The 22,817-nt window shown below is 32.9% G+C and carries 25 protein-coding genes; 15 read left to right on the top strand and 10 right to left on the bottom strand.

All coding sequences use genetic code 11. The features are described from left to right. Positions 1 to 36: 36 nt before the first annotated feature. Positions 37 to 1,638 (bottom strand): glycoside hydrolase family 10 protein, encoded by a 1,602-nt coding sequence (locus tag J8H85_RS01755; RefSeq protein ID WP_209652065.1) that lies wholly within the window; start codon positions 1,636 to 1,638, stop codon positions 37 to 39. Between the two features lie 437 nt (positions 1,639 to 2,075). On the opposite strand from J8H85_RS01755, the gene J8H85_RS01750 reads away from it, so the two are divergent. Continuing rightward, positions 2,076 to 2,258 (top strand): CAL67264 family membrane protein, encoded by a 183-nt coding sequence (locus J8H85_RS01750; protein ID WP_209652063.1) that lies wholly within the window; start codon positions 2,076 to 2,078, stop codon positions 2,256 to 2,258. Positions 2,259 to 2,386: 128 nt separating this feature from the next. Next, the gene (gene ettA, locus J8H85_RS01745) at positions 2,387 to 4,078 is read left to right on the top strand and encodes an energy-dependent translational throttle protein EttA (RefSeq protein WP_209652061.1); all 1,692 of its coding nucleotides are present in this window, start codon (positions 2,387 to 2,389) and stop codon (positions 4,076 to 4,078) included. 64 nt (positions 4,079 to 4,142) lie between these two features. Here the strand turns inward: ettA and J8H85_RS01740 are convergent, their stop codons facing one another. After that, the gene (locus J8H85_RS01740) at positions 4,143 to 4,382 is read right to left on the bottom strand and encodes a hypothetical protein (RefSeq protein ID WP_209652059.1); all 240 of its coding nucleotides are present in this window, start codon (positions 4,380 to 4,382) and stop codon (positions 4,143 to 4,145) included. A gap of 278 nt (positions 4,383 to 4,660) precedes the next feature. Between J8H85_RS01740 and J8H85_RS01735 the strand changes: the two genes are divergently transcribed. Together J8H85_RS01735 and J8H85_RS01730 are read left to right on the top strand one after the other, a co-directional pair. Continuing rightward, positions 4,661 to 5,245 carry an NUDIX domain-containing protein gene (locus J8H85_RS01735; protein WP_209652058.1) on the top strand — a complete coding sequence of 195 codons (585 nt, stop codon included), beginning with the start codon at positions 4,661 to 4,663 and terminating at the stop codon, positions 5,243 to 5,245. A gap of 1 nt (position 5,246) precedes the next feature. Further along, on the top strand, positions 5,247 to 5,726 hold the full coding sequence (locus J8H85_RS01730; RefSeq protein WP_209652056.1) for a hypothetical protein: 480 nt from the start codon (positions 5,247 to 5,249) through the stop codon (positions 5,724 to 5,726). 62 nt (positions 5,727 to 5,788) lie between these two features. On the opposite strand, the gene J8H85_RS01725 is transcribed toward J8H85_RS01730, so the two are convergent. Beyond that, positions 5,789 to 6,808 (bottom strand): formimidoylglutamase, encoded by a 1,020-nt coding sequence (locus tag J8H85_RS01725; protein WP_209652055.1) that lies wholly within the window; start codon positions 6,806 to 6,808, stop codon positions 5,789 to 5,791. A gap of 117 nt (positions 6,809 to 6,925) precedes the next feature. Between J8H85_RS01725 and J8H85_RS01720 the strand changes: the two genes are divergently transcribed. Both J8H85_RS01720 and J8H85_RS01715 read left to right on the top strand, forming a co-directional pair. After that, complete coding sequence (locus J8H85_RS01720; protein ID WP_209652053.1) at positions 6,926 to 7,810, top strand: chromosome partitioning protein ParA; 885 nt, start codon at positions 6,926 to 6,928, stop codon at positions 7,808 to 7,810. A gap of 232 nt (positions 7,811 to 8,042) precedes the next feature. Then, positions 8,043 to 8,642 carry a Crp/Fnr family transcriptional regulator gene (locus tag J8H85_RS01715; protein ID WP_209652051.1) on the top strand — a complete coding sequence of 200 codons (600 nt, stop codon included), beginning with the start codon at positions 8,043 to 8,045 and terminating at the stop codon, positions 8,640 to 8,642. Positions 8,643 to 8,785: 143 nt separating this feature from the next. On the opposite strand, the gene fumC is transcribed toward J8H85_RS01715, so the two are convergent. Continuing rightward, positions 8,786 to 10,183, bottom strand: a complete 1,398-nt coding sequence (gene fumC / locus J8H85_RS01710) for a class II fumarate hydratase (protein WP_209652049.1) — start codon at positions 10,181 to 10,183, stop codon at positions 8,786 to 8,788. Between the two features lie 188 nt (positions 10,184 to 10,371). Between fumC and J8H85_RS01705 the strand changes: the two genes are divergently transcribed. Further along, positions 10,372 to 11,013: a peroxiredoxin gene (locus J8H85_RS01705; RefSeq protein ID WP_209652047.1), complete on the top strand. Its 642-nt coding sequence runs from the start codon at positions 10,372 to 10,374 to the stop codon at positions 11,011 to 11,013. A 55-nt stretch (positions 11,014 to 11,068) separates the two neighbouring features. On the opposite strand, the gene J8H85_RS01700 is transcribed toward J8H85_RS01705, so the two are convergent. Beyond that, the gene (locus J8H85_RS01700) at positions 11,069 to 12,046 is read right to left on the bottom strand and encodes a GlxA family transcriptional regulator (RefSeq protein ID WP_209652045.1); all 978 of its coding nucleotides are present in this window, start codon (positions 12,044 to 12,046) and stop codon (positions 11,069 to 11,071) included. A 134-nt stretch (positions 12,047 to 12,180) separates the two neighbouring features. Here J8H85_RS01700 and J8H85_RS01695 point away from each other — a divergent pair, with 134 nt between their 5' ends. The 6 genes from J8H85_RS01695 (at position 12,181) to J8H85_RS01670 (ending at position 14,421) form a co-directional block, all read left to right on the top strand. Beyond that, positions 12,181 to 12,594 (top strand): VOC family protein, encoded by a 414-nt coding sequence (locus J8H85_RS01695; protein ID WP_209652043.1) that lies wholly within the window; start codon positions 12,181 to 12,183, stop codon positions 12,592 to 12,594. Positions 12,595 to 12,619: 25 nt separating this feature from the next. Then, entirely contained in the window at positions 12,620 to 13,051 is a 432-nt protein-coding gene (locus tag J8H85_RS01690) for a VOC family protein (protein WP_209652041.1), read from the top strand. A gap of 11 nt (positions 13,052 to 13,062) precedes the next feature. Continuing rightward, the gene (locus J8H85_RS01685) at positions 13,063 to 13,506 is read left to right on the top strand and encodes an SRPBCC domain-containing protein (protein ID WP_209652039.1); all 444 of its coding nucleotides are present in this window, start codon (positions 13,063 to 13,065) and stop codon (positions 13,504 to 13,506) included. 11 nt (positions 13,507 to 13,517) lie between these two features. Then, the gene (locus J8H85_RS01680) at positions 13,518 to 13,925 is read left to right on the top strand and encodes a VOC family protein (RefSeq protein WP_209652037.1); all 408 of its coding nucleotides are present in this window, start codon (positions 13,518 to 13,520) and stop codon (positions 13,923 to 13,925) included. A gap of 6 nt (positions 13,926 to 13,931) precedes the next feature. Beyond that, positions 13,932 to 14,141: a hypothetical protein gene (locus J8H85_RS01675; protein ID WP_209652036.1), complete on the top strand. Its 210-nt coding sequence runs from the start codon at positions 13,932 to 13,934 to the stop codon at positions 14,139 to 14,141. Positions 14,142 to 14,244: 103 nt separating this feature from the next. Continuing rightward, the gene (locus J8H85_RS01670) at positions 14,245 to 14,421 is read left to right on the top strand and encodes a hypothetical protein (protein ID WP_209652034.1); all 177 of its coding nucleotides are present in this window, start codon (positions 14,245 to 14,247) and stop codon (positions 14,419 to 14,421) included. 75 nt (positions 14,422 to 14,496) lie between these two features. Here J8H85_RS01670 and J8H85_RS01665 read toward each other — a convergent pair whose 3' ends face one another. The 4 genes from J8H85_RS01665 to prfB form a co-directional block, all read right to left on the bottom strand. After that, positions 14,497 to 16,992, bottom strand: coding sequence for an outer membrane beta-barrel family protein (locus J8H85_RS01665; RefSeq protein ID WP_209652032.1), 2,496 nt, complete (start codon positions 16,990 to 16,992; stop codon positions 14,497 to 14,499). 99 nt (positions 16,993 to 17,091) lie between these two features. Beyond that, positions 17,092 to 17,433 (bottom strand): arsenate reductase (glutaredoxin), encoded by a 342-nt coding sequence (gene arsC / locus J8H85_RS01660; protein WP_209652030.1) that lies wholly within the window; start codon positions 17,431 to 17,433, stop codon positions 17,092 to 17,094. Next, the gene (locus J8H85_RS01655; RefSeq protein WP_209652028.1) at positions 17,433 to 18,050 is read right to left on the bottom strand and encodes an HAD family hydrolase; all 618 of its coding nucleotides are present in this window, start codon (positions 18,048 to 18,050) and stop codon (positions 17,433 to 17,435) included. Before J8H85_RS01655 ends, arsC begins: the two co-directional genes overlap by 1 nt. Next, a protein-coding gene (prfB, locus tag J8H85_RS01650; protein WP_209652026.1) for a peptide chain release factor 2 occupies positions 18,047 to 19,157 on the bottom strand; the annotation gives its coding sequence in 2 pieces (ribosomal slippage) (positions 18,047 to 19,093 and positions 19,095 to 19,157; 1,110 coding nt in all). The genes J8H85_RS01655 and prfB overlap by 4 nt, the downstream gene beginning before the upstream one ends. Before the next feature lie 92 nt (positions 19,158 to 19,249). Between prfB and J8H85_RS01645 the strand changes: the two genes are divergently transcribed. Beyond that, on the top strand, positions 19,250 to 20,272 hold the full coding sequence (locus tag J8H85_RS01645) for a threonine aldolase family protein (RefSeq protein WP_209652024.1): 1,023 nt from the start codon (positions 19,250 to 19,252) through the stop codon (positions 20,270 to 20,272). A gap of 30 nt (positions 20,273 to 20,302) precedes the next feature. Here J8H85_RS01645 and J8H85_RS01640 read toward each other — a convergent pair whose 3' ends face one another. Beyond that, on the bottom strand, positions 20,303 to 20,626 hold the full coding sequence (locus tag J8H85_RS01640) for a YbaB/EbfC family nucleoid-associated protein (protein ID WP_209652022.1): 324 nt from the start codon (positions 20,624 to 20,626) through the stop codon (positions 20,303 to 20,305). 73 nt (positions 20,627 to 20,699) lie between these two features. Between J8H85_RS01640 and J8H85_RS01635 the strand changes: the two genes are divergently transcribed. Beyond that, positions 20,700 to 22,766: a S9 family peptidase gene (locus J8H85_RS01635; RefSeq protein WP_209652020.1), complete on the top strand. Its 2,067-nt coding sequence runs from the start codon at positions 20,700 to 20,702 to the stop codon at positions 22,764 to 22,766. Positions 22,767 to 22,817: the final 51 nt, after the last annotated feature.

The following is a 22,817-nucleotide window of genomic DNA, read 5'->3' as shown; positions in this document are numbered from 1 at the left end:
TCTTTAAGAATTTTGATAAGAACTTATTTGAAGAAATCAATTTATCAAATCTATTCCTTGAACTGGGTTTATTACCAACTCATTTACTTTTTTGTGGGTAATTCCAAATTTGTTTGTTTCGGTAAAATCGCCTGCTTCATTATTATTCTTGTCTAATGAGGTTACCACAAAAACCTTAGAATTAATTTGTTCTTGTGTTAAATTCAATTCATTTCCAGCAACAATATCAAGTATTTTAGAACCATCATGCATGTTAGAAATTGCTTCATTAGCATTATCAAAGGCATAAACAACATATTTAACAGGTAAATCGCCGTCTGGTGCCTTGCTAGGTGTGTCCCACAAAATTTTGAATGGTTCAAATCTGATATTTGCAGGTTTCATTGGGCGTATATCGTCTTTACCTATTCCTAAAACAGGAGGCGCAAAAGATTTGTATTTGAAATGATTAGTATTTAAAACTTCATTTAAGCCTTTTGAATTGTTTTTTATAGAGGTGTAACTGTACGCAATTTGTCCAAAGGTGGCATCCATTTGGGCCTCTCTATTTTGATTTATTTGGTTTTGTATTTCTGAAATTCCCCAAGGTTTTGTATGTTCTATTTTATAAAAAGCCTGACTTACATAAAGTTGTTTGCAATAAAGTTTGGCTTGATCGTTCCACCATTTTGATAGTGAAATATAATCTTGTTTTTTAGCTATTTCCCAATATAATTGTGGTGCCAAATAGTCAATTTTCTCTGAATTTAACCAAGCAATGGGGTCGCAAAATAAAGCACTAAAAGAAGAGGTTCCACTGATGCCCGAAGGAGTGCCAGCTTTCCAAATTCCAAATGGGCTTACGCCAAATACAATGTTTTTATTTTTGGTAGTATTAATGGTTTGTATGGCATCATAAACCATCCCGATCATTAGGTTTACATTGTTTCTTCTCCAATCTTCTATTTTAGCAATTTTAGTAGGGTTGTGATCTTTAAATGTTTGGGCATCTTGAGGAATGGCTTCCATACCGGAATAAGGATAGAAATAGTCGTCAAAATGAATACCATCTACATCATATCTGTTAGAAATATCTTTAACAACATTCACAATATAATCTCTAACAGCAGGAATTCCTGGATTAAGCATTTTTAACGATAATGCTTTATCTGTATTATTAATTTTAGCTTGAAACGTCCAGTTTGGGTGTAAATTTGCCACATTGTTTGGGGCTAATTCCATGTTTGGCGTTTGTTTAACTCTGTATGGGTTTAACCAAGCGTGTAAATCCAAGCCTCGTGCATGTGCTTCTTTAACAGCAAACTCCAATGGGTCCCAAAAAGGGGTAGGCGCTTTTCCTTGTGTACCAGTTAACCAATAAGACCATGGATCAATGGATGAAGCATACAACGCATCACTTTCGGGACGTACTTGTAAAAACACGGTGTTATAACCGTTTGTTTTTAAATCGTCTAAAATAGCAATAAGTTCAGCCTGTTGTACAGCAGGTGTTGCTTTTCTGTTGGTTGGCCAAGACAAACTGGATATAGAAGGCACAAAAACACCTCTTAAATCTGCTTTAGGAGTTGTAATACCTTTGCCTGTTTGCGCTTGTATAGCGATGCACAAAAACAGAAAATAAGGGGCTAATATTTTCATATTAATTGATTGAGAATATAAAATTTAATTGTTTTTAAGTGCAGGTTATTGAATCGATATGATTGTTGAACTTGTCACTTACACGTCTAAAAACATGTAAAATTAAATAATTTACAGATATGAATTTCAATTAGATAAAAATAAATACAGATAAAGTATCTGTTTTTTCGGATTAAATACATTTTTTGTTAAATAAAATGTTTTTTTCTGTTAAAAATGGCTTTTGTAATAAGTTAAAATTAAGTTTTGAAAAGGATGCTTTTTTATTTAAAAATACGATATTTGTGTTCTGAATTTGCGCAAGGGATTGCAGCGGCATCCTTTTTTATGTGTTTTCGAAACATTACTGTACTTAACGAAAACAGGATAAACATAAAAAAGATATAGCGGAAAGCCCGACCTTTTTTCAAGGTTGCGCCCAATAAAAACAACTAATTATGGCAATGAATAAAAATACAGTTTTGGCTTGGGCTACTATTTTAATGATTATTATGGGTGTGGTTTTAATACTAATGGGAGCTTACAGATATAATGATGTAGCAGGTTGGGGTTTTGCAACCGTAGGATTTGGCTTTTTTGCCATTGCTTGGGTGTTTAATGCTTTAAAAGGGAGAGTGTAATGAATTTACGATTTTCAATTTAAGATTTATGATTGAAAATCGCACTCAAAAACACTAATAATATGCTAAAAACGAAGTCTTTTTTCGTTTGATAATTCGTAAATAAAAAATTGTAAATCAAAAATTATATGTCTGACGATAAGAAAGTTATCTTTTCGATGTCTGGGTTGACCAAGACGTTTCAAGGGGCAAATACGCCTGTGTTAAAAAATATTTATCTAAGCTTTTTTTACGGTGCTAAAATTGGAATTTTAGGTTTAAATGGCTCGGGTAAATCTACATTGCTTAAAATTATTGCTGGGGTTGAAAAGAATTATCAGGGAGATGTTACCTTTTTACAAGATTATTCGGTTGGTTATTTAGAACAAGAACCGAAGCTTGATGAAAGTAAAACCGTTTTGGAAATTGTAAAGGAAGGTGCTGCGGAAACGGTTGCCATTCTTGATGAATACAACAAAATAAACGATTTGTTTGGACTAGAAGAAGTGTATTCTAACCCAGACAAAATGGATAAGTTGATGGCGAGACAAGCAGAGCTTCAAGATAAAATTGATGCGTCGAATGCTTGGGAACTGGATACTAAGTTGGAAATTGCCATGGATGCGCTTAGAACACCTGAAGGTGATAAAAAGATAAGTGTTTTATCTGGTGGAGAACGTCGTCGAGTGGCTTTATGCCGTTTACTTTTACAAGAACCGGATGTGTTATTATTGGATGAGCCTACCAACCACTTGGATGCAGAATCGGTACATTGGTTGGAGCATCATTTAGCGCAATATAAAGGAACCGTTATTGCTGTAACGCATGATAGATACTTTTTGGATAATGTTGCGGGTTGGATTTTAGAATTGGATAGGGGTGAAGGTATTCCATGGAAAGGGAATTATTCGTCTTGGTTAGATCAAAAGTCGAAACGTTTAGCACAAGAAAGTAAAACAGCTTCTAAGCGCCAAAAAACCTTGGAACGTGAGTTGGAATGGGTAAGACAAGGTGCAAAAGGGCGTCAAACCAAGCAAAAAGCGCGTTTACAAAACTATGATAAGTTATTAAGTCAAGACCAAAAGCAGCTTGATGAAAAACTGGAAATCTACATCCCTAACGGACCACGTTTAGGAACCAACGTTATTGAAGCTATTGGTGTAAGTAAAGGCTTTGATGATAAATTGCTGTATGAAGATTTGAATTTTAAATTACCTCAAGCAGGAATTGTAGGTGTTATTGGACCGAATGGCGCTGGTAAAACCACCATTTTCAGAATGATTATGGGCGAACAAACGCCTGATAAAGGTGAGTTTAAAGTAGGTGAAACTGCTAAAATTGCTTATGTAGACCAAAGTCATTCTAACATAGACCCTGAAAAAACCATTTGGCAAAACTTTAGTGACGAACAAGAATTGATTTTGATGGGAGGGAAGGAAGTAAATTCCCGTGCTTATTTAAGCCGATTTAATTTTTCTGGTGGCGAACAAAACAAGAAGGTTAAATTGCTTTCTGGTGGTGAACGTAACCGCCTGCATTTGGCTATGACACTTAAAGAAGAAGGTAACGTATTGCTTTTAGATGAGCCTACTAACGACCTTGATGTGAATACATTACGAGCATTGGAAGAAGGTTTGGAAAACTTTGCTGGTTGTGCCGTAGTAATATCGCATGACAGATGGTTTTTAGATAGAATATGTACCCATATTTTAGCTTTTGAAGGCGATTCACAAGTATATTTCTTTGAGGGAAGTTTCAGTGAATATGAAGAAAACAAAAAGAAACGTTTGGGTGGCGATTTGATGCCGAAACGTATTAAGTATAAAAAGTTGGTACGTTAATAATAATGTACCGAGTTTATAACAAAAAAGCCTGCTAATGCAGGCTTTTTTGTTGTTTTTTAGTTTAGTTGCCACCATACATGTGGCCATCTGTAAAATCTTTATACTTTTCTTCTTGTCGAGCCATTTCTTCACTTATTTTATCAAGGCGTTCATTTTCTTTTTTAAGCTTATAAGATTTTCTAACACCTAAAATTAATAATATTAAAAAGAATACAACAACGATACTTAAAACAACAACAATATCGGATTGATTTATTGAAAGAAAAATGGATGAAAAGCAGGTCAGTAATTTTGGTAGCATAGTCAGTGCAAAGTTTGTTTTTAATGGCATATCAAATATAGTGTATTTTATTCACTAAACAATTATAAATGACAGCATTGACGCTATATGTATAAGATTTTTATTATATATATAAATAACATATTTTGCTTATTTATAGGGGTTAAAGACAGAAAATGAAACAATAATTTGTTAATTAATTTTATCAAAATTTATTAACAATAATGAAATAGTGTACCCAATTAATGTTTTTTTACCGAAATTGCTTCATAATACTTTAATAATATATACTATCCACAATGTCATCTGAGAAATTAAAGAACATAAAAAAAGAACTGCTTTCTAACCATTATTACATATTAAACAAGTTTACCTTCGATTATAAATTAAGTAATGGCAATTGGGTAACACAAGTTAGAGAATGTTATGATAGAGGTGATGGTGCTGGTATCTTGCTTTACAATAAAGAAAAGGGTACTGTAATTTTAACAAAACAGTTTAGAATGCCTACATTTTTAAATGACAATGAATATGGTATGTTGGTTGAAATTTGTGCTGGTATGTTAGATAAAGATAACCCTGAAGCATGTATTATAAGAGAAACTGAAGAAGAAGTAGGTTACAGATTGAAGGAAGTAAAAAAGGTGTTTGAAGCTTATTCTTCTCCTGGAGTTATGACCGAGAAAATGCACTTTTTTATTGGGGAATATACCGATGCCATGAAAGTAAATGAAGGCGGCGGATTAGAGAGCGAACACGAAGATATTGAAGTGTTGGAATTACCATTTACAGATGCTGTTACCATGTTGAACAATGGCGATATACAAGATACTAGAACCATTGTATTATTACAGTATGCTTTAATACATAAGCTATTAGATTAAAATGAAATTCAAATTAGTTTACATTGTCCATTTAGTGATACTAATAATAACTGGTTGTGTTTACTTTTTGGCAATTCATAGATTAATTAATTTTTTAAAATTAGGTGGATTTGATGGATATGACTATTATGGAGCAGTTTATTTAATTCAAAGAACTAAATTGTTATTTACTGTTATATTAATTACATTTCCTTTTATTGGTATCTTTTTTAAAAATAAATATGGATGGATATTTATAAGCTTTTATTTTTATTTTACAATTTGGAATGTGGTTTTTCAATTCTGTAAGGAAGGTTTAGATGACTTAGAAAGTATACTTTTGAAGATGTTTTTCATATCAATTTTTGGTTTACTAGAAGTTATTATGAACACCAAAAGAGTAAGTTTATTTTATTATAAAACTGACAAGGATAAGCTATTAGGATTTAATATAATTTCATTTGCAATAGGAACTTGTGCTTCTTTGTTTTTTACTGTTTAAATTTTATAGAATACTTGTAACTATTTAATGTTTAGATTTTAATTAGGTTTAGCGTGTTATTTTCAACTTTCGTGTGCTTCAATAAAATCGGTAATCAAGTAAGTTATTAATTTCCCAACTTGTTGCTCTGTTTTTTTTGTTGGTGCAGCTTCACATATATGCAAATAACGGGCATTTTCATATTTACCATAATACGAAACATAACTTCTGGCCTTATTAACGCTAAAACCACTTGGTGTCATGGCACTGCTAGGTATATTTTCTATAGCATCGCAATCCAGTTCAATACCAAAAGGCTTATCAATAACATGATTTGAAGCACGTTCAAGTTCTTCCTTAAATTTTAATTCTTTGCCAACCGCCAAATCTTCAAACATATTATATTTAATTAATTTGAATTTTTTCAACGATTTAAACAATTTATCCGAAGTATAGTTTCTTTGTAACCCAAAAATAAAATAGTTGTTTAAAAAACCTTCAGCGTAAGCGTAACTAAAACCGTTTCCGCTATGACGACCTTCTTCTGGTCTAAAATCGGAATGCGCATCAAAGTTGATAACATTTATCGGTTTCTTTAAGGCTAAACTCGTGCCTTTTATATTGCCATAGGCATTGTTATGTCCGCCACCAATGATAATCGGTTTTTTTCCAGCCGAAACAATTTGATGAATAATATAAGTAACGTGTTTATCTATGTCACTTACCATTTTTCTAGCTTTGGCAATGCTTTTCTTTTTATTTGGATCCAGCTCGGAAACCTTAATTAATTCTTCTGTAAAATCAAGATGGCCTAAAATTAAAACCTTATTTGCTTTGGTAAACTCATTACTTTGAATATTCAGTAAAATTTTTAAAGTAGCCTCCCAAGCTCTTGAAGTGCCTGGTTTTCCGTAGTTTGCATACACGCCTACATCTTCAGGTAAACCAATAATTACATGGCTAACATCCAAATTTATAAGTTGGTCGTATATATTGGAAATGCTGGTTAATGTTTGAATATGTTCACCAAATTTGGATTCACCTTGGCGTTTGTTTAATAATTCATTTAAAGTCGTATTGTTAAATAAAACCAGTTTATCCATAAAAAAAGTAAATAAATTTTAGAATAAAAATACATCTTTAATTTATTTTTAGCATTAAAAAAATAAAGTATTAAAATTAAAGAACATTAGACTTAAAAAAATTAAAAACAAGTAATTATGGAAAACAACAAAAGTAGTATGGGGCTTAAAGTAGCATTAGGTATTGCATTAGTTCTATTTTTAGGAACAGCGTTTTATACAATGAATTTGTACCAAAGCAGCTCGAAAGTTCAACAAGATTTAACAGAGCAAAAACAATTAGTGATGAATGATTTAAACGCGATGGCTAAACAATATGATGAAGCTATTGGCGAAAATGAAGTTGCTAACAACGATTTAATTGAAGCAAGAGCACGTATTCAAGGATTAATCGATTCATTAAAAATTTCTGAAACTAATATAAAGAGTTTGTGGAGCTACAAACAAAAATATGTGTCTTTGCAAAAAGAAATGGATGTTTTATTAGCTGAAAACGATAAATTAAAAATCCAAAATTCATATTTAGCTACCTCTTTAGATAGTACACGTGTTCGTTTAGAAGAGCGTACTATATTTACAGATTCTTTATTAATACAAAACAATGCATTAGCTGAAGTAGTTTCAAATGCAGCTGTATTAGGAGCTGTAAACATGAAAGGTTTTGGAGTTATCGAAAGAACTTCTGGTAAATTAATCCCAACGGAAAGAGCAAGTAGAACCGACAAAATTAGAGTATGTTTTACGGTGCCTAAAAATAAATTAGTTCAATCTGGCGACCAAGAATTATATGTTCAAGTTATAGATCCAAAAAGCAATACTTTAGGACTTAATGAACAAGTTAGATTTGGAGATAAAGCCGTAAACTATAGTATTATAAGCAAATTCAATTACGAAAATTCAAGTTTGGATGTTTGTGAGTTTGTTGCTGCAAAAGGTAAATCCGATTTTCAAAAAGGACGTTACATTGTAAATGTTTATAATGCAAAAGATTTAGTAGCTACATCAGAGTTCACTTTAAAGTAAACTATATATAACACTTAATTATGAAGCTTTAGGTTAATTCCTAAAGCTTTTTTTATTTTACAATATGTTTAAAATTCGGATGGTTTAATACATCTAAACAAGTTTATGTGCAAATTATAGAAAAAATTAACTGAAGATGTTTGAGATGATGTAATTTTAGACTAAACATAGATATTTTAAAATATTTTTTATGAAATTCTATGTGTATGAATAAGCAATTTAAAAATCTAGAATGTCCTTATACAGTATTGATAAAATAAAATCTACCTCAAATTTTTTAAACTCTTTTAGTAATATTTCTGAAGATATAGTAGTTGAACTTTTAAAAATTTCTGAGTTTAAAACTGTAAAAGCAAATAAGCAAATAGTAAAATTAGACGAAATCCCATCGAAAATATATATGCTTGTTTCTGGGGTTGTTAGGTGCTATTTAAGTACAGAGTCTGGTAAAGAATTCAACAAAAATTTTTACATGCCTCTAAGTTTTATTGGTCCTTTAACAGCTTTGATTAAAAAAAATCCGTCTTTGTTTGTGTTTGAAACACTTGAAGATTGCGAAATGTATGAGGTTGATTACCGTAAGCTTATTGAATTGTGTAAAAAATACGAGTCGGTTAACATATTGTATTCTAAGGTTTTAGAATCGGTTTATATTATGTATGAAAAACGACTTGTAGAATTGATTTCATTAGATGCTAAAGACCGATATACAGAATTAAGAAAGCAAATACCTAAAGTAGATACTTTAATACCACAATACCATATAGCTTCTTATTTAGGCATCACAGCGGTACAGTTAAGTAGAATAAGAAAGAAAATTGACAATAATTAACATTTGTTAACATATTTGAATATGTTAAATTATATATTTGACTCGATTTCCTTTGAACAATACAAGGATTGATAGCTAACCAACCAAAAAAAACAGGTAAAATTATTTACCTGTTTTTTTAATTTATAATATAAACGGATTGTTTATTTCAAGCCGCCCAACATGTCTTCTGGTTTTACCCAAGCATCGTAATCTTCGGCAGTAACATAACCTAAATTTATAGCTTCTTCTTTTAAAGTAGTACCGTTAGCATGTGCAGTATTTGCAATTTCAGCTGCTTTATAATAACCAATTTTAGTATTTAAAGCAGTAACCAACATTAAGGAGTTGTTTAATAGTTTTTTAATAACCTCGTGGTTTGGCTCAATACCAACCGCACAATGTTCATCAAAACTTGCACAAGCATCACCAATTAATTGTGCCGATTGTATAGCGTTTGCAGCCATTACAGGTTTAAACACATTCAATTCATAATGTCCTTGCAAACCACCAACAGAAATAGCCACATCATTGCCAATTACTTGTGCACAAACCATGGTAAGGGCTTCACATTGTGTTGGGTTTACTTTCCCAGGCATAATAGAGCTACCTGGTTCATTCGCAGGAATAATAATTTCACCAATACCACTTCTTGGTCCAGATGCCATCATTCTAACATCATTAGCAATTTTATTTAAAGAAACGGCTAATTGTTTTAAAGCACCATGTGTTTCAACTATAGCGTCATGTGCAGCTAAAGCTTCAAATTTATTAGGCGCAGTAACAAAAGGAAGCCCTGTAAATTGAGCGATGTATTCAGCAACACGCTTACTATACCCTTTTGGTGTATTTAAACCCGTTCCAACGGCAGTTCCACCTAAAGCCAATTCACTTAAATGCGGTAATGTATTTTCCAACGCTTTTAAACCATGATCTAATTGCGCAACATAACCCGAAAGTTCTTGACCTAATGTAAGTGGCGTAGCATCCATTAAATGGGTACGCCCTATTTTCACCACATTTTTAAATGCTTCAGATTTTTTCTTTAAAGTATTACGAAGTTGTTTAACACCAGGGATGGTAACTTCTACTACTTTTTTATAAACGGCAATGTGCATGCCTGTTGGAAACGTATCATTAGATGATTGCGATTTGTTAACATCATCATTAGGTTGGATTACTTTTTCACCTTCACCAATAACTTTTCCAGCCAATTGTTGTGCTCTGTTGGCAATCACTTCATTAGCATTCATGTTACTTTGTGTTCCCGATCCCGTTTGCCAAATCACAAGAGGAAATTGGTCGTCGTGCTTCCCTGCTAATATTTCATCGCAAACGGCAGCAATTAAATCACGTTTTTCAATTGGTAAAACACCTAATTCACAATTGGTATAAGCTGCAGCTTTTTTTAAATAAGCAAAACCATAAATTATTTCTAAAGGCATAGACGCCGAAGCACCTATCTTAAAATTATTTCTAGAGCGCTCTGTTTGTGCTCCCCAAAGTTTATCGGCAGGTACTTTTACCTCGCCCATAGTATCTTTTTCTATTCTAAACCCCATTGTTAACTATTTTAATGAATGTAAGATGCAAAGTTAATTGTTTTATGCTTTTATAGGTATGATATGTGTTAGTTTTTATAAGTTTTTTTAACAGAGTTATAACGACTTCATTTTTATAAATTGAATAAAAAAAGGTAACTTAGCAGTAATAGATTTTTTTAATAATTTTCAATAAAATATTATATAATATGGCAACAATTAGATTAGGAGACGAAGCTCCAAATTTTACTGCAAAGTCTACTGAAGGAAATATTAATTTTCATGAATGGTTAGGAGATAGTTGGGGGATATTGTTTTCACATCCTGCAGATTATACGCCTGTTTGTACTACCGAATTAGGTACTGTGGCAAAATATAAACCGGAATTTGACAAACGTAACGTAAAAGTGGTTGCGTTAAGTGTTGATGGTTTAGAATCGCATAAAGGTTGGGTAAATGATATTAATGAAACCCAACATACCACAGTAAATTTTCCAATTATTGCAGATGAAGATAGAAAAGTATCTGAATTATACGATATGATTCATCCAAACGCCAGTGATAAATTTACGGTGCGCTCCGTTTTTGTTATAGGCGATGACAAAAAAGTAAAGTTGATTATAACGTATCCTGCATCAACAGGAAGAAATTTTGAAGAATTATTACGTGTTATCGATTCTTTACAACTAACTGCATACCATAAAGTTGCTACGCCTGCAAACTGGAAAAATGGAGAAGACGTGGTTATTTCGCCAGCAATTACAAATGAGGAGATACCGGCAATGTTCCCAAAAGGACATAAAGAAATTAAACCTTATTTACGAATGACGCCTCAACCCAATTTAAATTAGGCATTGTTTTTAAATGAAAAAGCACTATAACGCGAGTTATGGTGCTTTTTTTATTTCAATTATATGTGGAAGAAAACTTGTTTCTATAGTCTATGGGCGTCATGTCTGTTATTTTTTTAAACACATCTCTAAACGCTTTTGTGTCATTATAACCAACATTGTACATCACTTCGTTTACTGTTTTTCTACCGGTTTCCAATTCCTTTTTAGCGGCTTCAATTTTAACACGTTGAATATATTCCAATACCGTGTTTGCAGTTGCTTTTTTAAATCGACGTTCAAAAGTGCGTCTTGCTACATGACTGTTTTTACAGAGTTCATCCACCGTTATTCGGTCATTAAAATTTTGTTCTATATAATTTTGGGCTTCAAGTATTTCTAAATCTTCATGTGTTTTCTGCCCTTTAAACATCATAAACGGCGATTGACTTTCTCTATCAATATCTATCATAAATCCTTTTGAAGCCATAATAGCCGCTTCACGTCCTGCATATTTTTCAATAAGATAAATTATTAAATTAGTGAAAGAGTAAGCCCCTCCACTAGTATAAATACCGTTAGATTCGGTCATGATTTTATCATCCATCAACAGTGCTTTAGGAAACATGGTTCTAAATTCATTGGCATATTGCCAATGTGTAGAACAGGGTTTACCGTTAAGCAACCCAGATGCCGCCAAATAAAACGTGCCAATGCAAAAACTAACCAATTCGGCACCTTGGTTGTATTGTTTAATAAGCCATGGGAGCAATTCAGCGTTTATTTTTAAATTATGCGCTATGTCTCCATGAATTGCTGGAATAATAATAAGGTCTGTATGTTTTACATCTTCAATGAAGCGTTGCGGATTTATAGAAAACAAACCATTGGCCAGTGTAGATGTTTTTTCAATACCTACAAGTTCTACATTAAATAGGGGCTTTTTCCCCATTTGCTCATAGTAGCTATTTACCCAATTAAACATTTGGTAGGCTCCTTCAATATTGACTAAACTGAAGTGTCCTTTTGGGATATAAACCGATATATGTTTCATTACAATGCCATTTTCTTTTTATCAAAAATAGATAATAATCTTGTCGCAATCAACCCTTTATATTGACGTATATGCACATTAAAGTATTGAAAGTAGATTGTTAACTTTGTATAGTATCATTAAAAACACCACTCATGGCAAAAGAATTTTGGTTTAATCTACCGGTAAAAGATTTAAAAAAATCGAAACAATTTTTTAATGAAATTGGTTTCATAGAGAATCCACATCATATTGATAATAGCCACTTAGGAAGTTTTTTTATTGGCGGTAAAAATGTGGTGATGATGCTGTTTCCTATTGAAACTTTCAAAGAATACATTCCTAAAAATGCAACACATACCAATTCTGGCACTGAAGTATTGTTCAATATTGATGCACAAAGTAAAGAAGAAGTAGATGCTATGGTGGAAATTGTAAAAAAAGCAGGAGGAACCATTTATGCAAAACCTTATGAAAAAGATGGTTGGTTGTATGGATTTGGATTTTCTGACCCCGATGCGCATAGTTGGAGCGTATTATACATGGATATGAGCAAAATGCCACAATAATTTAAACAGATAAAAACGATATATTATGACAACAATTAATCCTTACCTCATTTTTAACGGAAATTGCGAAGAAGCATTTAACTTCTATAAATCCGTTTTTAGAGGTGAATTTGAGTTTTTTGGAAGATTTAACGACATGCCAAAAGAAGACGGTTGTGATGAACCTATGCCCGAAGAATTTGGAAATAGAATCATGCACGTATCATTACCTATTGGCAAAAATATGCTCATGGGCAGTGATAGCAATCCGTCTATGGGTAACGTTACCATAGGGCAAAATGTTAATATCTCCATCAACACCGATACTAAAGAAGAAGCGGACAGATTGTTTGCTGGTCTTTCAAAAGAAGGAAAAGTAACCATGCCCATGGACGATACGTTTTGGGGCGATTATTTTGGAATGACAGAAGACCAGTTTGGTGTCGAGTGGATGATCAGTTTTAAAAAACCACAGTAAACCCAATTATAATGTTTGCAAAATTAAATTTCAAGATAACCATACAAGCACCAAAGGAAACCGTTTGGTCTGTATTATGGAACGATGTTACGTATCGGGAATGGACTAAAGTTTTTAGTGAAGATTCTCATGCTGTTTCAAACTGGCAGGAGGGAAGTAGCGTAATGTTTTTAGATGGTAATGGCAGCGGTATGTTCAGCAAAATATATAAAAGCATCCCAAACTCTTTTATGGGTTTTGAACATTTAGGAATTGTTAAGGACCATATTAAGCAACCCATAGATGAAAAAACAAAAGCGTGGTCTGGAGCTAAAGAGGATTATACATTAACTGAAAAAAACGGGATGACTCATTTAGAAGTTAGTTTGGATTCAGATAAAGAATTTGAAAGCTATTTTAAAAATACGTTTCCAAAAGCACTTGAAATTGTAAAAAACTTATCAGAAAATAACTAAAAATTTTAATTATGGTACAACAACTTTTTGTTAATCTGGCAGTAGAAGATTTAAATAAATCCATAGCTTTTTTTAAAGCTTTAGGGTTTACTGTCAATTCTAAATTCACAGATGAAACTGCAGCATGTTTAGTGTTGGGCGACAAATTATACGCTATGTTACTTACTAAAGGAAAATTTAAAGACTTTACTAAAAAGCCAATTTCAAATGCAAAAAAGCAAACGGAAGTATTAGTGGCTTTACAGTTAAATACGCGCGACGAAGTTGATAATATAATAAAAAAAGCAGTTAAAGCAGGTGCTACTATTTATATGGAACCTCAAGATTATGGGTTTATGTATCAACATAGTTTTGAAGATTTAGATGGGCACCAATGGGAAGTATTTTTTATGGATGAAAGCAAGTTTCCAGAAAAATAAATAATTATGGTTGAGATTTTTAAAACGAATATTGCAGATGAAAACACAGCAAAAACGGTGTTAAGTGAATTAGCCATCCATTTGCCAAATTCTTATATTAATTTTGATTTAGAAGATTGCGATAACATTTTAAGAATTGAAAATTGCAGCATCAATGTCAATTTGGTAGTAAGCATTTTAAATACAAACGGATTTAACTGTGAGCTGTTACAATAAAAGCAGTCTTGAAAACTCTGTTAATAAATTTTAATTTGATATTGTATAACAAGAACCTTTGCATTATATTTGCGTAATATTTTTTTAATAGATACATACAATTATGTTTGATTTTGACCAATATTTAGGATTTTTAGCTTTTTTAACCATTTTAACATTAGGCTTTTGGTTAATGATTTTCTTATTAACCTTCGTAATTCCTTATTGGATTGGTGGAGCTTTAATTGAAAGATTAAAAGAAATGAGAGAAGAGAAGAAGGCTAAACGTCAAAACTCATAACTTAACAATATAATTCCACAAAAAAAGGGAAGCTAAATTTTAGCTTCCCTTTTTTTGTTTTTATATGTTGGACTATTAACCTTCAAAATCAAAATTATCCCCTCCATCATTTCCTTCTCTATTTCTTCCTGAATCTTTCTTTTTCTGTTGATTGAATCGGTAAGTAAATGATAAGTTAAAGCTTCTTTGTCTTCGTTGGAATTCTGAGTTGCTATAAAACTCTGGAGTTGTAGATTCGCTTATGCGTTTTTGTGAATTGAAAATATCACTAACACTTAATGAAATAGATGCAGCTTCTTTAAACAAATCTTTACTGAACGCCATACTTGCTGAAAACATACCTTTGTTTTTGTTTTGGGCATCTTCAGATGGCCCCATATAGAACACTCTGGTTTGCCAATCAATTTTAGAAGGTAAGGTGTATTTATTGTTTAAACGAACAAACCAGCTTAAGTTTTCTGCTCCAAAATCCGTTCCATTATAAAACCCTTTTGTAGTGGAATGAAACAAATTGAAGTTTCCGTTAATGTTCCAATTTTGGGTTGGTTTATGTGTTACGGTAAATTCAAAACCGAATCGGTCATTGGTTGCTAAATTAACAGGTGTTCTTTTTATAACTTGAACCAATGTGTACTGATCGTTTAAATCATCATAATTAGGGTCGTTTATGTTTACGGTCTGCGATGTGTCAAAAATGTAAAAATCATCAGTTCCTTGGGCTATAAATGAAAACACATCGGTAGCGTGTTGGTAATATATGGATGAATTTAAAGTAAGTTTTCCTATTTGGTTTAAATAGCCTAAATCAAATGAATTTGAGTAACTAGGGTTAAGGTCTGGATTTCCTTGAAACAAGTTTATAGGGCTACTACGTGATGGGAATGGGTTGATATAACGAGAACGCGGACGACTCAACCTCCTGTTGTAACCAAGTGTAATACTTTGTTTTTCTGAAATTTCATAGCCTAAATTTAAGGTTGGGAAAAAACCGTGATAATTTTTGCGTTCAAAATCGGTACTGGTTAATTGGTTAACAGTTATTCTTGAAGCTTCCATTCGCAATCCAAATAAAAAGGAAAATTTGTCCTTAATCTTACTTCCAAATTGCGAGTAAACGGCATTAACGTATTCTCTATAAATCAAATTATTGCTGCCATCATCATCAACAGTTCCATCGTCATTAAATTCCAAAAGAGTATAATCGGTGTTCAATTCACTAAAATTACCGCGATATCCAAGTTCAAATTGACTCTTTTCTCCAATAGGTAGTACATAATCACTTTGTAAAAGAATGCTATTTTGTTCTTCAATGGTTTGTACATTTTCTACATCTTCACCATTTTGAACAATTAACGATTTTTCTACTTCTTGACTGTTTTCATATTGAAAATCGAAGGTTAACCTATGATCCATATTACCATCAAATTGCTTATCAAAATTAACAGCGTACTGAACATTTTTATCGGTTTCTTCTTCTGGATCGAATCTATTTATGGTGCTTAAAATATTGCCATTAACATCTAATTCGTTCGTAAGGTTTGTAGCATCATTATTTTCATCACTATCTCTATAAACAATAGATGTTATTAAAGAAGCGGTATCGTTAATATACCATTCCACACCAAAATTTGTACTCAACCCTTTACTTTGTCTATCAAATTCACGCTTTTCATTTAAAAAGGTACTCGGTTCAATACCATTAAAATACTCCGTTTCTGTTTTTGAATTTCCAGGGGATTCTCTGTAACTGTAGCCAGTAGTATTGAAAAAATTAAAATCACCTGTTCTGTAATTTATATTCCCTGAAAGTCCAGCAGAAAGCGGGTAACCTGCATTGGCTGTAATGGCTCCATTAAGACCTTGCATTTTGCTTCGGCGTAAAATGATATTTAAAATACCCGCAGTACCCTCGGCATCGTATCTAGCCGATGGTGACGTGATGACTTCAACACGCTCAATAGCTTCGGCGGGTAATTGGCGTAGGGCAGCGGTAGAGTTTAAGCCCACTAAACCTGAAGGTTTGCCGTTTATTAATATTTTTACATTATCTTGACCTCTAAGAGCCACATTACCTTCAACATCTACTGAAACGGAAGGTACATTATCCAACACATCGCTAACGGTACCGCCTCTAACGGTAAGGTCTTTACCTACGTTGTATATTTTTTTATCTAGTTTAATTTCAACGGTGGTGCGTTCTGCTATAATTTCAACTTCACCCAAAGCAGCAAAATCAATTTCCAAAGAAATAGTGCCTAAATTCAAATCTGAATTCAACCTTTTATTGGGCAACGTTATTTTTTTATAGGAAATGTATTCAATAGTAATATCGTAAACGCCGTTTTCAATTTTTATACTAAAATTACCGTTAGAGTCTGTAATACCCCCATCAACAATTTTATTTTCTTTTTTACTAAAAAATGCTACAGTGGCATATTCTAAAGGTTCTTTGGTGTCATTATCTATAACTTTCCCAGAAATAGTTATATTTTTATCGGCATTATCCGGCAGTGCATATCCTAAAGAAATGAACGAAAAAAAGATGAAAATGAAGCTTGAAAATTTTGACATAATTACGTTTTGCGAATTAGACTTGCAAAACTAACCATGGTTTAACGCTGTTTTGTTAAATAAAAGTTAATTAACTTAACTAAGATTTTAGGTGAATTTCTAGATGATTTCTGAGATTTTTTCGGTAGGTCTTCCAATAACCGCTTTGTTGCCATTTATAACAATGGGGCGTTCAATAAGTTTCGGATTTTTAACCATGGCATCAACTATTTCATCATCACTCAATGTCTTGTTTTTAAACTCGGTTTTCCAAATGGCTTCATTTTTTCTAACTAAATCTATGGGTTTTATTTTTAGAAGTTTAATAATATCTTTTAATTCTTTAGCAGATAAAGTTTCATCAAGATATTTTACAATTTCGAAGGGTTTTCCCGATGCTTCTAAAAATTCCACTCCGCATCGCGATTTACTGCATCTGTTATTGTGAAGTATTTTTATCATTATAAATGAATATTATAGTTTTTTAATTGTTGAATGAGTTTTTCTGGACTTTCAAAATGAATACTATTAATGCCTAAAGCACTTGAAGCTTCAATATTTCTTAAATTATCATCAATGAAAATAGCATGTTCTGGAGTGATGTTGAAACGTTCCAAAGTAATATCATAAATGTCTTTAAAAGGTTTTCTGGTTTTTTCATCTCCAGAAACCACAATGCCTTCAAACCATTGTAAAAACTCAAAGTGTTTTTGAGCAATAGGAAAGGTTTCGCTACTCCAATTTGTTAAAGCAACAACTTTGTATTTATCAGATTTAATGAATGTTTCAAGAATTTTTACGGTGCCTTCAATAGCGCCGCCCAACATGTTTTCCCATTGGCCATAATACATTTTAATATAATGTGCATATTCGGGGAATTTGTCGACCAAATCTTGAGTTGCTTGTGCTAAAGGATACCCTGCATCTTGGTTTTCGTTCCAATCATGTGTACAAATGTTTTCAAAAAACCACGCCATTTTTTTTCTATCACCATCAAAAGCATCTAAAAAAACGTATTCCGGATTCCAATCAACCAAAACACCTCCCAGGTCAAAAATTATGGTATCTATTTGTTTCATAATGTATTATTGTCTTCTACTTTTTGCCCCATCATCATTAAATATGCTTTTAAAAACGGACCAATATTTCCATCCATAACGTCGTCTACATTACTAGTTTCGTGGGCAGTTCTTACGTCTTTAACCAATTTATAGGGTTGCATCACGTAGTTTCTAATTTGGCTTCCCCATTCAATTTTCATTTTACCAGCTTCTATATCTTCACGTTGAGCCATTTGCTTTTGTAACTCAATTTCATATAATTGAGATTTAAGCATTTGCATAGCTCTGGATCGGTTATCATGTTGCGAACGGGTTTCAGAGCATTGTATTTGAATACCTGTAGGTTTGTGCGTTAATTGGACCTTAGTTTCAACTTTATTAACGTTTTGTCCGCCAGCACCACTAGAACGTGCGGTTGTGATTTCAATATCAGCAGGATTTATTTCAATTTCAATAGTGTCATCTACCAAGGGGTACACATAAACCGAAGCAAAACTAGTATGTCTCTTTGCATTGCTATCAAATGGAGAAATACGCACCAAACGGTGTACGCCATTTTCACCTTTTAACCAGCCAAATGCAAAATCACCTTCAATTTCTAAAGTCACCGTTTTTATGCCAGCAACGTCGCCTTCTTGAAAGTTGAGTTCTTTAACTTTAAATCCGCTTTTTTCGGCGTACATAAGGTACATACGCATTAGCATACTTGCCCAATCGCAACTTTCGGTACCACCGGCACCAGCGGTTATTTGTAATACGGCACTTAAACTATCACCTTCTTCAGAAAGCATGTTTTTAAACTCAATATCTTCAAGTAACGTGAAGGCTTTTTCATATTGCTGTTCAACATCATCGGCAGTGGCCTCACCTTCTTTATAAAACTCATAAAGAACTTCTAAATCTTCGGTAAGTGTTTTGGCTTTGTTATAATCTTCAACCCATTTTTTGGTAACACGAAGCGATTTCATAATGGCTTCGGCAGCTTTGGGGTCGTTCCAAAAATTGGGATCGAAGGTTTTTTCTTCTTCGTTTTGTATTTCAATAAGTTTTTTATCTACGTCAAAGATAGTGCCTAAGTTTGTCTAGGCGGGTATTAAGATCTTTAATTTGATCGGAAGTTATCATAGTTTTTTATTTTGAACAAAAATAGGATTTATACAAGGAGCAGAAAACAATTCTTAAATATAATTTTATAGCTTTACCTATATTTTTTTGATATGATAATAGATTTAAGAAGCGATACCGTTACAAAACCATCAAAAGGCATGTTAGAAGCGATGATGGCAGCAAAAGTTGGAGATGATGTTTTTAGAGAAGATGAAACCGTTAACCAGCTTGAAGCACGAATTGCCAGCATGTTCGGTAAACAAACGGCATTGTTTTTTCCTAGCGGCACCATGGCAAACCAAATAGCTATTAAGTTGCATACAAGCCCGGGCGATCAGGTAATTTGTGATAAATACGCCCATATTTATAATTATGAATCTGGTGGAGCTGCATTTAATAGTGGCGTGTCCTGTAAGTTGATAGATGGCGAAAGAGGCATGTTTACGGCGCAACAGGTTATAGATGCTATAAACCCAGAGGCTTATTATTATAGTCCATCTAGATTGGTTGAAATTGAAAATACTGCCAACAGAGGTGGTGGTTCTTGTTGGGATTTTAATGAGATTTTAAAAATTAGAAAGGTTTGTGATGAACGGGATTTAGGATTTCATTTGGATGGCGCTCGGTTGTGGAACGCTTTAGTTGATAAAAATGAAACTACCGAGCAATATGGAGAAGTTTTCGATACTATTTCGGTATGTTTCAGTAAAGGTTTGGGGTGTCCGGTAGGTTCTGTTTTAGTTGGCGATGAGACTATTATGAAAAACGCCATAAGAATCCGAAAAGTTTTTGGTGGTAACATGCGGCAAGCTGGATATTTAGCTTCTGCAGCCCTTTATGCATTGGATAATAATATGGAAAGATTAATTGACGACCATAAAAAAGCCAAAGAAATAGGGGAAGCTTTGTCCAAATTATCAATTATAAAAACAGTTGAACCTATTGAAACCAACATTGTTATTTTTGAATTGAATAGAGATGTTAATGAAAAAACATTCATTCAAAAACTCTTAGATAAAAATGTTCATATTATAGGTATGGGCACCAATAAACTGCGTATCGTTACACATTTAGATTATACCGATGCCATGCATGAAAAATTTCTAGAAGTTCTGAAAAATCTAACCCTCTAAAATTCTAAGGAGCCTAACAATCTAAGAAGCCTACTTAAACATATCCAAACCTGGAATATTAGGCATGCCTTCTTTAGCAACGGCGGCAAGTTCCGCTTCGTTTACGCTTGTAGCTTTTTCAATGGCTTTATTCAAGGTAAGAATTAAGTAATCTTCCAGTTGTTCTTTATCTTCAAGCAAACTTTCATCAATATCAATAGATTTAATGGTTCTATTGGCTGTTAAGGTGATTTTAAGTTTATTGTCGTTGCTTTTTTCATCAACCAAAACAGTATCTAAGCGTTTTTTAGTTTCTTCAACTTTACGTTGGGTTTCTTTAAGTTTACCCATCATATTCATCATATCTCCAAACATAATTTTATAATTTAGAATTCACTACAAAGCTATTTAATTTTTATATTTTTGCAGCCCTAATTTAAGAATAAATATGTCTTTAAAAACCATTGTCCAAATCCCTCAAGCACCAAAAAAAACAAAAAAACTAACAAAACATAAAGATGTTAGGATTGATAACTATTATTGGTTGAACGATAGAGAAAATCCTGAAGTGGTTGAATATTTGAACGCAGAAAACGCTTATACAAAGGAAGTGATGCAGCATACCGAGTCATTTCAAAAGGATTTGTTTGAAGAAATGAAGGGCAGAATAAAGGAAGACGATTCATCGGTTCCCTACAAACTAAATGGCTATTGGTACATAACCCGATTTGAAAAAGGGCAAGATTACCCGGTTTACACACGTAAAAAAGACAGTTTGGAAGCTCCTGAAGAAATACTTTTCGATTGTAACGAGATGGCTAAAGGCTTTTCGTTTTTCAATTTAGGAAGCATGTCTGTGAGTCCAGATAACACCTTGGTAAGTTTTTCTGTAGATACGGTTGGAAGGAGACAATATACCATTCAAATTAAAAACCTGGTTACAGGTGAGATTTACCCCGATAAAATTTTAAATACAACAAGCAGTTCTACTTGGGCAAATGATAATAAAACCTTGTTTTACTGTATGAAAGATGAGGTGACCTTGCGTTCGCATAAAATATTTAAGCATAAATTGCATACAGATGTTGAAGATGACATAGAAGTTTTTTATGAAGCTGATGAAACATTTAATACGTTTATATATAAATCAAAGTCAAAAAAATATTTAATTATTGGGTCATCAAGTACGGTTTCTTCGGAATATCGTATTGTAAATGCCGATACGCCTGATGCAGAATTTAAAATATTTCAAAAGCGAAAACGAGATTTTGAATACAGTATCGCCCATTATAATGACAGTTTCTATATTATTTCCAATTGTGATGGTGCCACCAATTTTAAACTACTAAAAACAAGTGAAACCAAAACAGAAAAGCGTTATTGGAAAGAAGTTATTGCACATAGAAAGGATGTTTTATTAGAAGATATTGAAATTTTTAGAGATTATTTAGTAGTTAATGAACGTGAAAACGGATTGAACAAACTGCGCATCATCAGTTGGGATGGCACTGAAGATTATTTTCTTCCATTTGAAAGTGAAACTTACACTGCCTATATAGGTAGTAACCCTGATTTTGATAGTGATGTATTGCGTTACGCTTACAATTCTTTAACCTCACCAAGTTCAGTAATTGATTATAATTTCAAAACAAAATTAAGTGAGATTAAAAAAGAGCAAGAAGTTTTGGGAGGTACCTTTAAAAAGGAAAACTACGAGTCTAAACGTATTTGGGCAACGGCACGCGATGGTGTAAAAGTACCCATGTCGTTAGTTTATAAAAAAGGAGTGAAGTTTGATGGCACAAGTCCTTTACTGCAATATGCTTATGGCTCTTATGGTTCTACAATCGATCCTTCATTTTCCTCAGTACGCCTAAGTTTACTCGATCGTGGTTTTATTTACGCCATTGCTCATGTTCGTGGTGGTGAATATTTAGGTAGAGATTGGTATGAGAACGGAAAACTATTAAACAAATTAAATACGTTTCATGATTTTATAGATTGTTCAAAATATTTAATTGAACAAAATTACACATCACCAAAGCATTTATATGCTTATGGTGGTTCAGCAGGTGGTATGTTAATGGGTGCCATTATTAATATGAATCCAGAATTGTATAACGGAATTCTTGCAGCTGTTCCTTTTGTAGATGTGGTTACTACCATGTTGGATGATTCCATTCCTTTAACCACAGGTGAGTATGATGAATGGGGAAATCCAAACAAGTTAGAATATTATAACTATATGAAATCCTATTCACCTTATGATAATGTGGAAGCAAAAAAATATCCAAATATGTTGGTTACAACAGGGCTACACGACTCTCAAGTACAGTATTGGGAGCCTGCAAAATGGGTTGCTAAACTAAGGGAGTTAAAAATTGACAATAATATACTTTTGTTGCATACGGACATGGATGCTGGTCATGGTGGGGCTTCTGGACGTTTTGAAAGTTTAAAAGAAGTAGCCCTAGAGTACGCTTTTTTGTTGGATTTAGAAGGGATTTGTGGTTAATAAAAAAAAGTTTTACTTTTGTCAGGTTTTAAGTTACAAATATTTTTATTA

This window comes from Mariniflexile gromovii (assembly GCF_017814435.1).
Lineage (GTDB): Bacteria > Bacteroidota > Bacteroidia > Flavobacteriales > Flavobacteriaceae > Mariniflexile > Mariniflexile gromovii.
This window is presented reverse-complemented; position numbering and strand designations above follow the sequence as displayed.

Bases quoted from the DNA above. Each gene is read 5' to 3' on its own strand.
- J8H85_RS01700 (WP_209652045.1), bottom strand. From the start codon at position 12,046: ATGAAACATATATCGGTTTATATCCCAAAAGGACACTTCAGTTTAGTC.
- J8H85_RS01755 (WP_209652065.1), bottom strand. From the start codon at position 1,638: ATGAAAATATTAGCCCCTTATTTTCTGTTTTTGTGCATCGCTATACAA.
- J8H85_RS01695 (WP_209652043.1), top strand. From the start codon at position 12,181: ATGGCAAAAGAATTTTGGTTTAATCTACCGGTAAAAGATTTAAAAAAA.
- J8H85_RS01750 (WP_209652063.1), top strand. From the start codon at position 2,076: ATGGCAATGAATAAAAATACAGTTTTGGCTTGGGCTACTATTTTAATG.
- J8H85_RS01735 (WP_209652058.1), top strand. From the start codon at position 4,661: ATGTCATCTGAGAAATTAAAGAACATAAAAAAAGAACTGCTTTCTAAC.
- ettA (WP_209652061.1), top strand. From the start codon at position 2,387: ATGTCTGACGATAAGAAAGTTATCTTTTCGATGTCTGGGTTGACCAAG.
- J8H85_RS01705 (WP_209652047.1), top strand. From the start codon at position 10,372: ATGGCAACAATTAGATTAGGAGACGAAGCTCCAAATTTTACTGCAAAG.
- J8H85_RS01725 (WP_209652055.1), bottom strand. From the start codon at position 6,808: ATGGATAAACTGGTTTTATTTAACAATACGACTTTAAATGAATTATTA.
- arsC (WP_209652030.1), bottom strand. From the start codon at position 17,433: ATGATAAAAATACTTCACAATAACAGATGCAGTAAATCGCGATGCGGA.
- J8H85_RS01740 (WP_209652059.1), bottom strand. From the start codon at position 4,382: ATGCTACCAAAATTACTGACCTGCTTTTCATCCATTTTTCTTTCAATA.
- J8H85_RS01685 (WP_209652039.1), top strand. From the start codon at position 13,063: ATGTTTGCAAAATTAAATTTCAAGATAACCATACAAGCACCAAAGGAA.
- J8H85_RS01720 (WP_209652053.1), top strand. From the start codon at position 6,926: ATGGAAAACAACAAAAGTAGTATGGGGCTTAAAGTAGCATTAGGTATT.
- J8H85_RS01655 (WP_209652028.1), bottom strand. From the start codon at position 18,050: ATGAAACAAATAGATACCATAATTTTTGACCTGGGAGGTGTTTTGGTT.
- J8H85_RS01640 (WP_209652022.1), bottom strand. From the start codon at position 20,626: ATGTTTGGAGATATGATGAATATGATGGGTAAACTTAAAGAAACCCAA.
- J8H85_RS01670 (WP_209652034.1), top strand. From the start codon at position 14,245: ATGTTTGATTTTGACCAATATTTAGGATTTTTAGCTTTTTTAACCATT.
- J8H85_RS01715 (WP_209652051.1), top strand. From the start codon at position 8,043: ATGTCCTTATACAGTATTGATAAAATAAAATCTACCTCAAATTTTTTA.
- J8H85_RS01665 (WP_209652032.1), bottom strand. From the start codon at position 16,992: ATGTCAAAATTTTCAAGCTTCATTTTCATCTTTTTTTCGTTCATTTCT.
- J8H85_RS01680 (WP_209652037.1), top strand. From the start codon at position 13,518: ATGGTACAACAACTTTTTGTTAATCTGGCAGTAGAAGATTTAAATAAA.
- J8H85_RS01675 (WP_209652036.1), top strand. From the start codon at position 13,932: ATGGTTGAGATTTTTAAAACGAATATTGCAGATGAAAACACAGCAAAA.
- J8H85_RS01645 (WP_209652024.1), top strand. From the start codon at position 19,250: ATGATAATAGATTTAAGAAGCGATACCGTTACAAAACCATCAAAAGGC.
- J8H85_RS01635 (WP_209652020.1), top strand. From the start codon at position 20,700: ATGTCTTTAAAAACCATTGTCCAAATCCCTCAAGCACCAAAAAAAACA.
- fumC (WP_209652049.1), bottom strand. From the start codon at position 10,183: ATGGGGTTTAGAATAGAAAAAGATACTATGGGCGAGGTAAAAGTACCT.
- J8H85_RS01730 (WP_209652056.1), top strand. From the start codon at position 5,247: ATGAAATTCAAATTAGTTTACATTGTCCATTTAGTGATACTAATAATA.
- J8H85_RS01690 (WP_209652041.1), top strand. From the start codon at position 12,620: ATGACAACAATTAATCCTTACCTCATTTTTAACGGAAATTGCGAAGAA.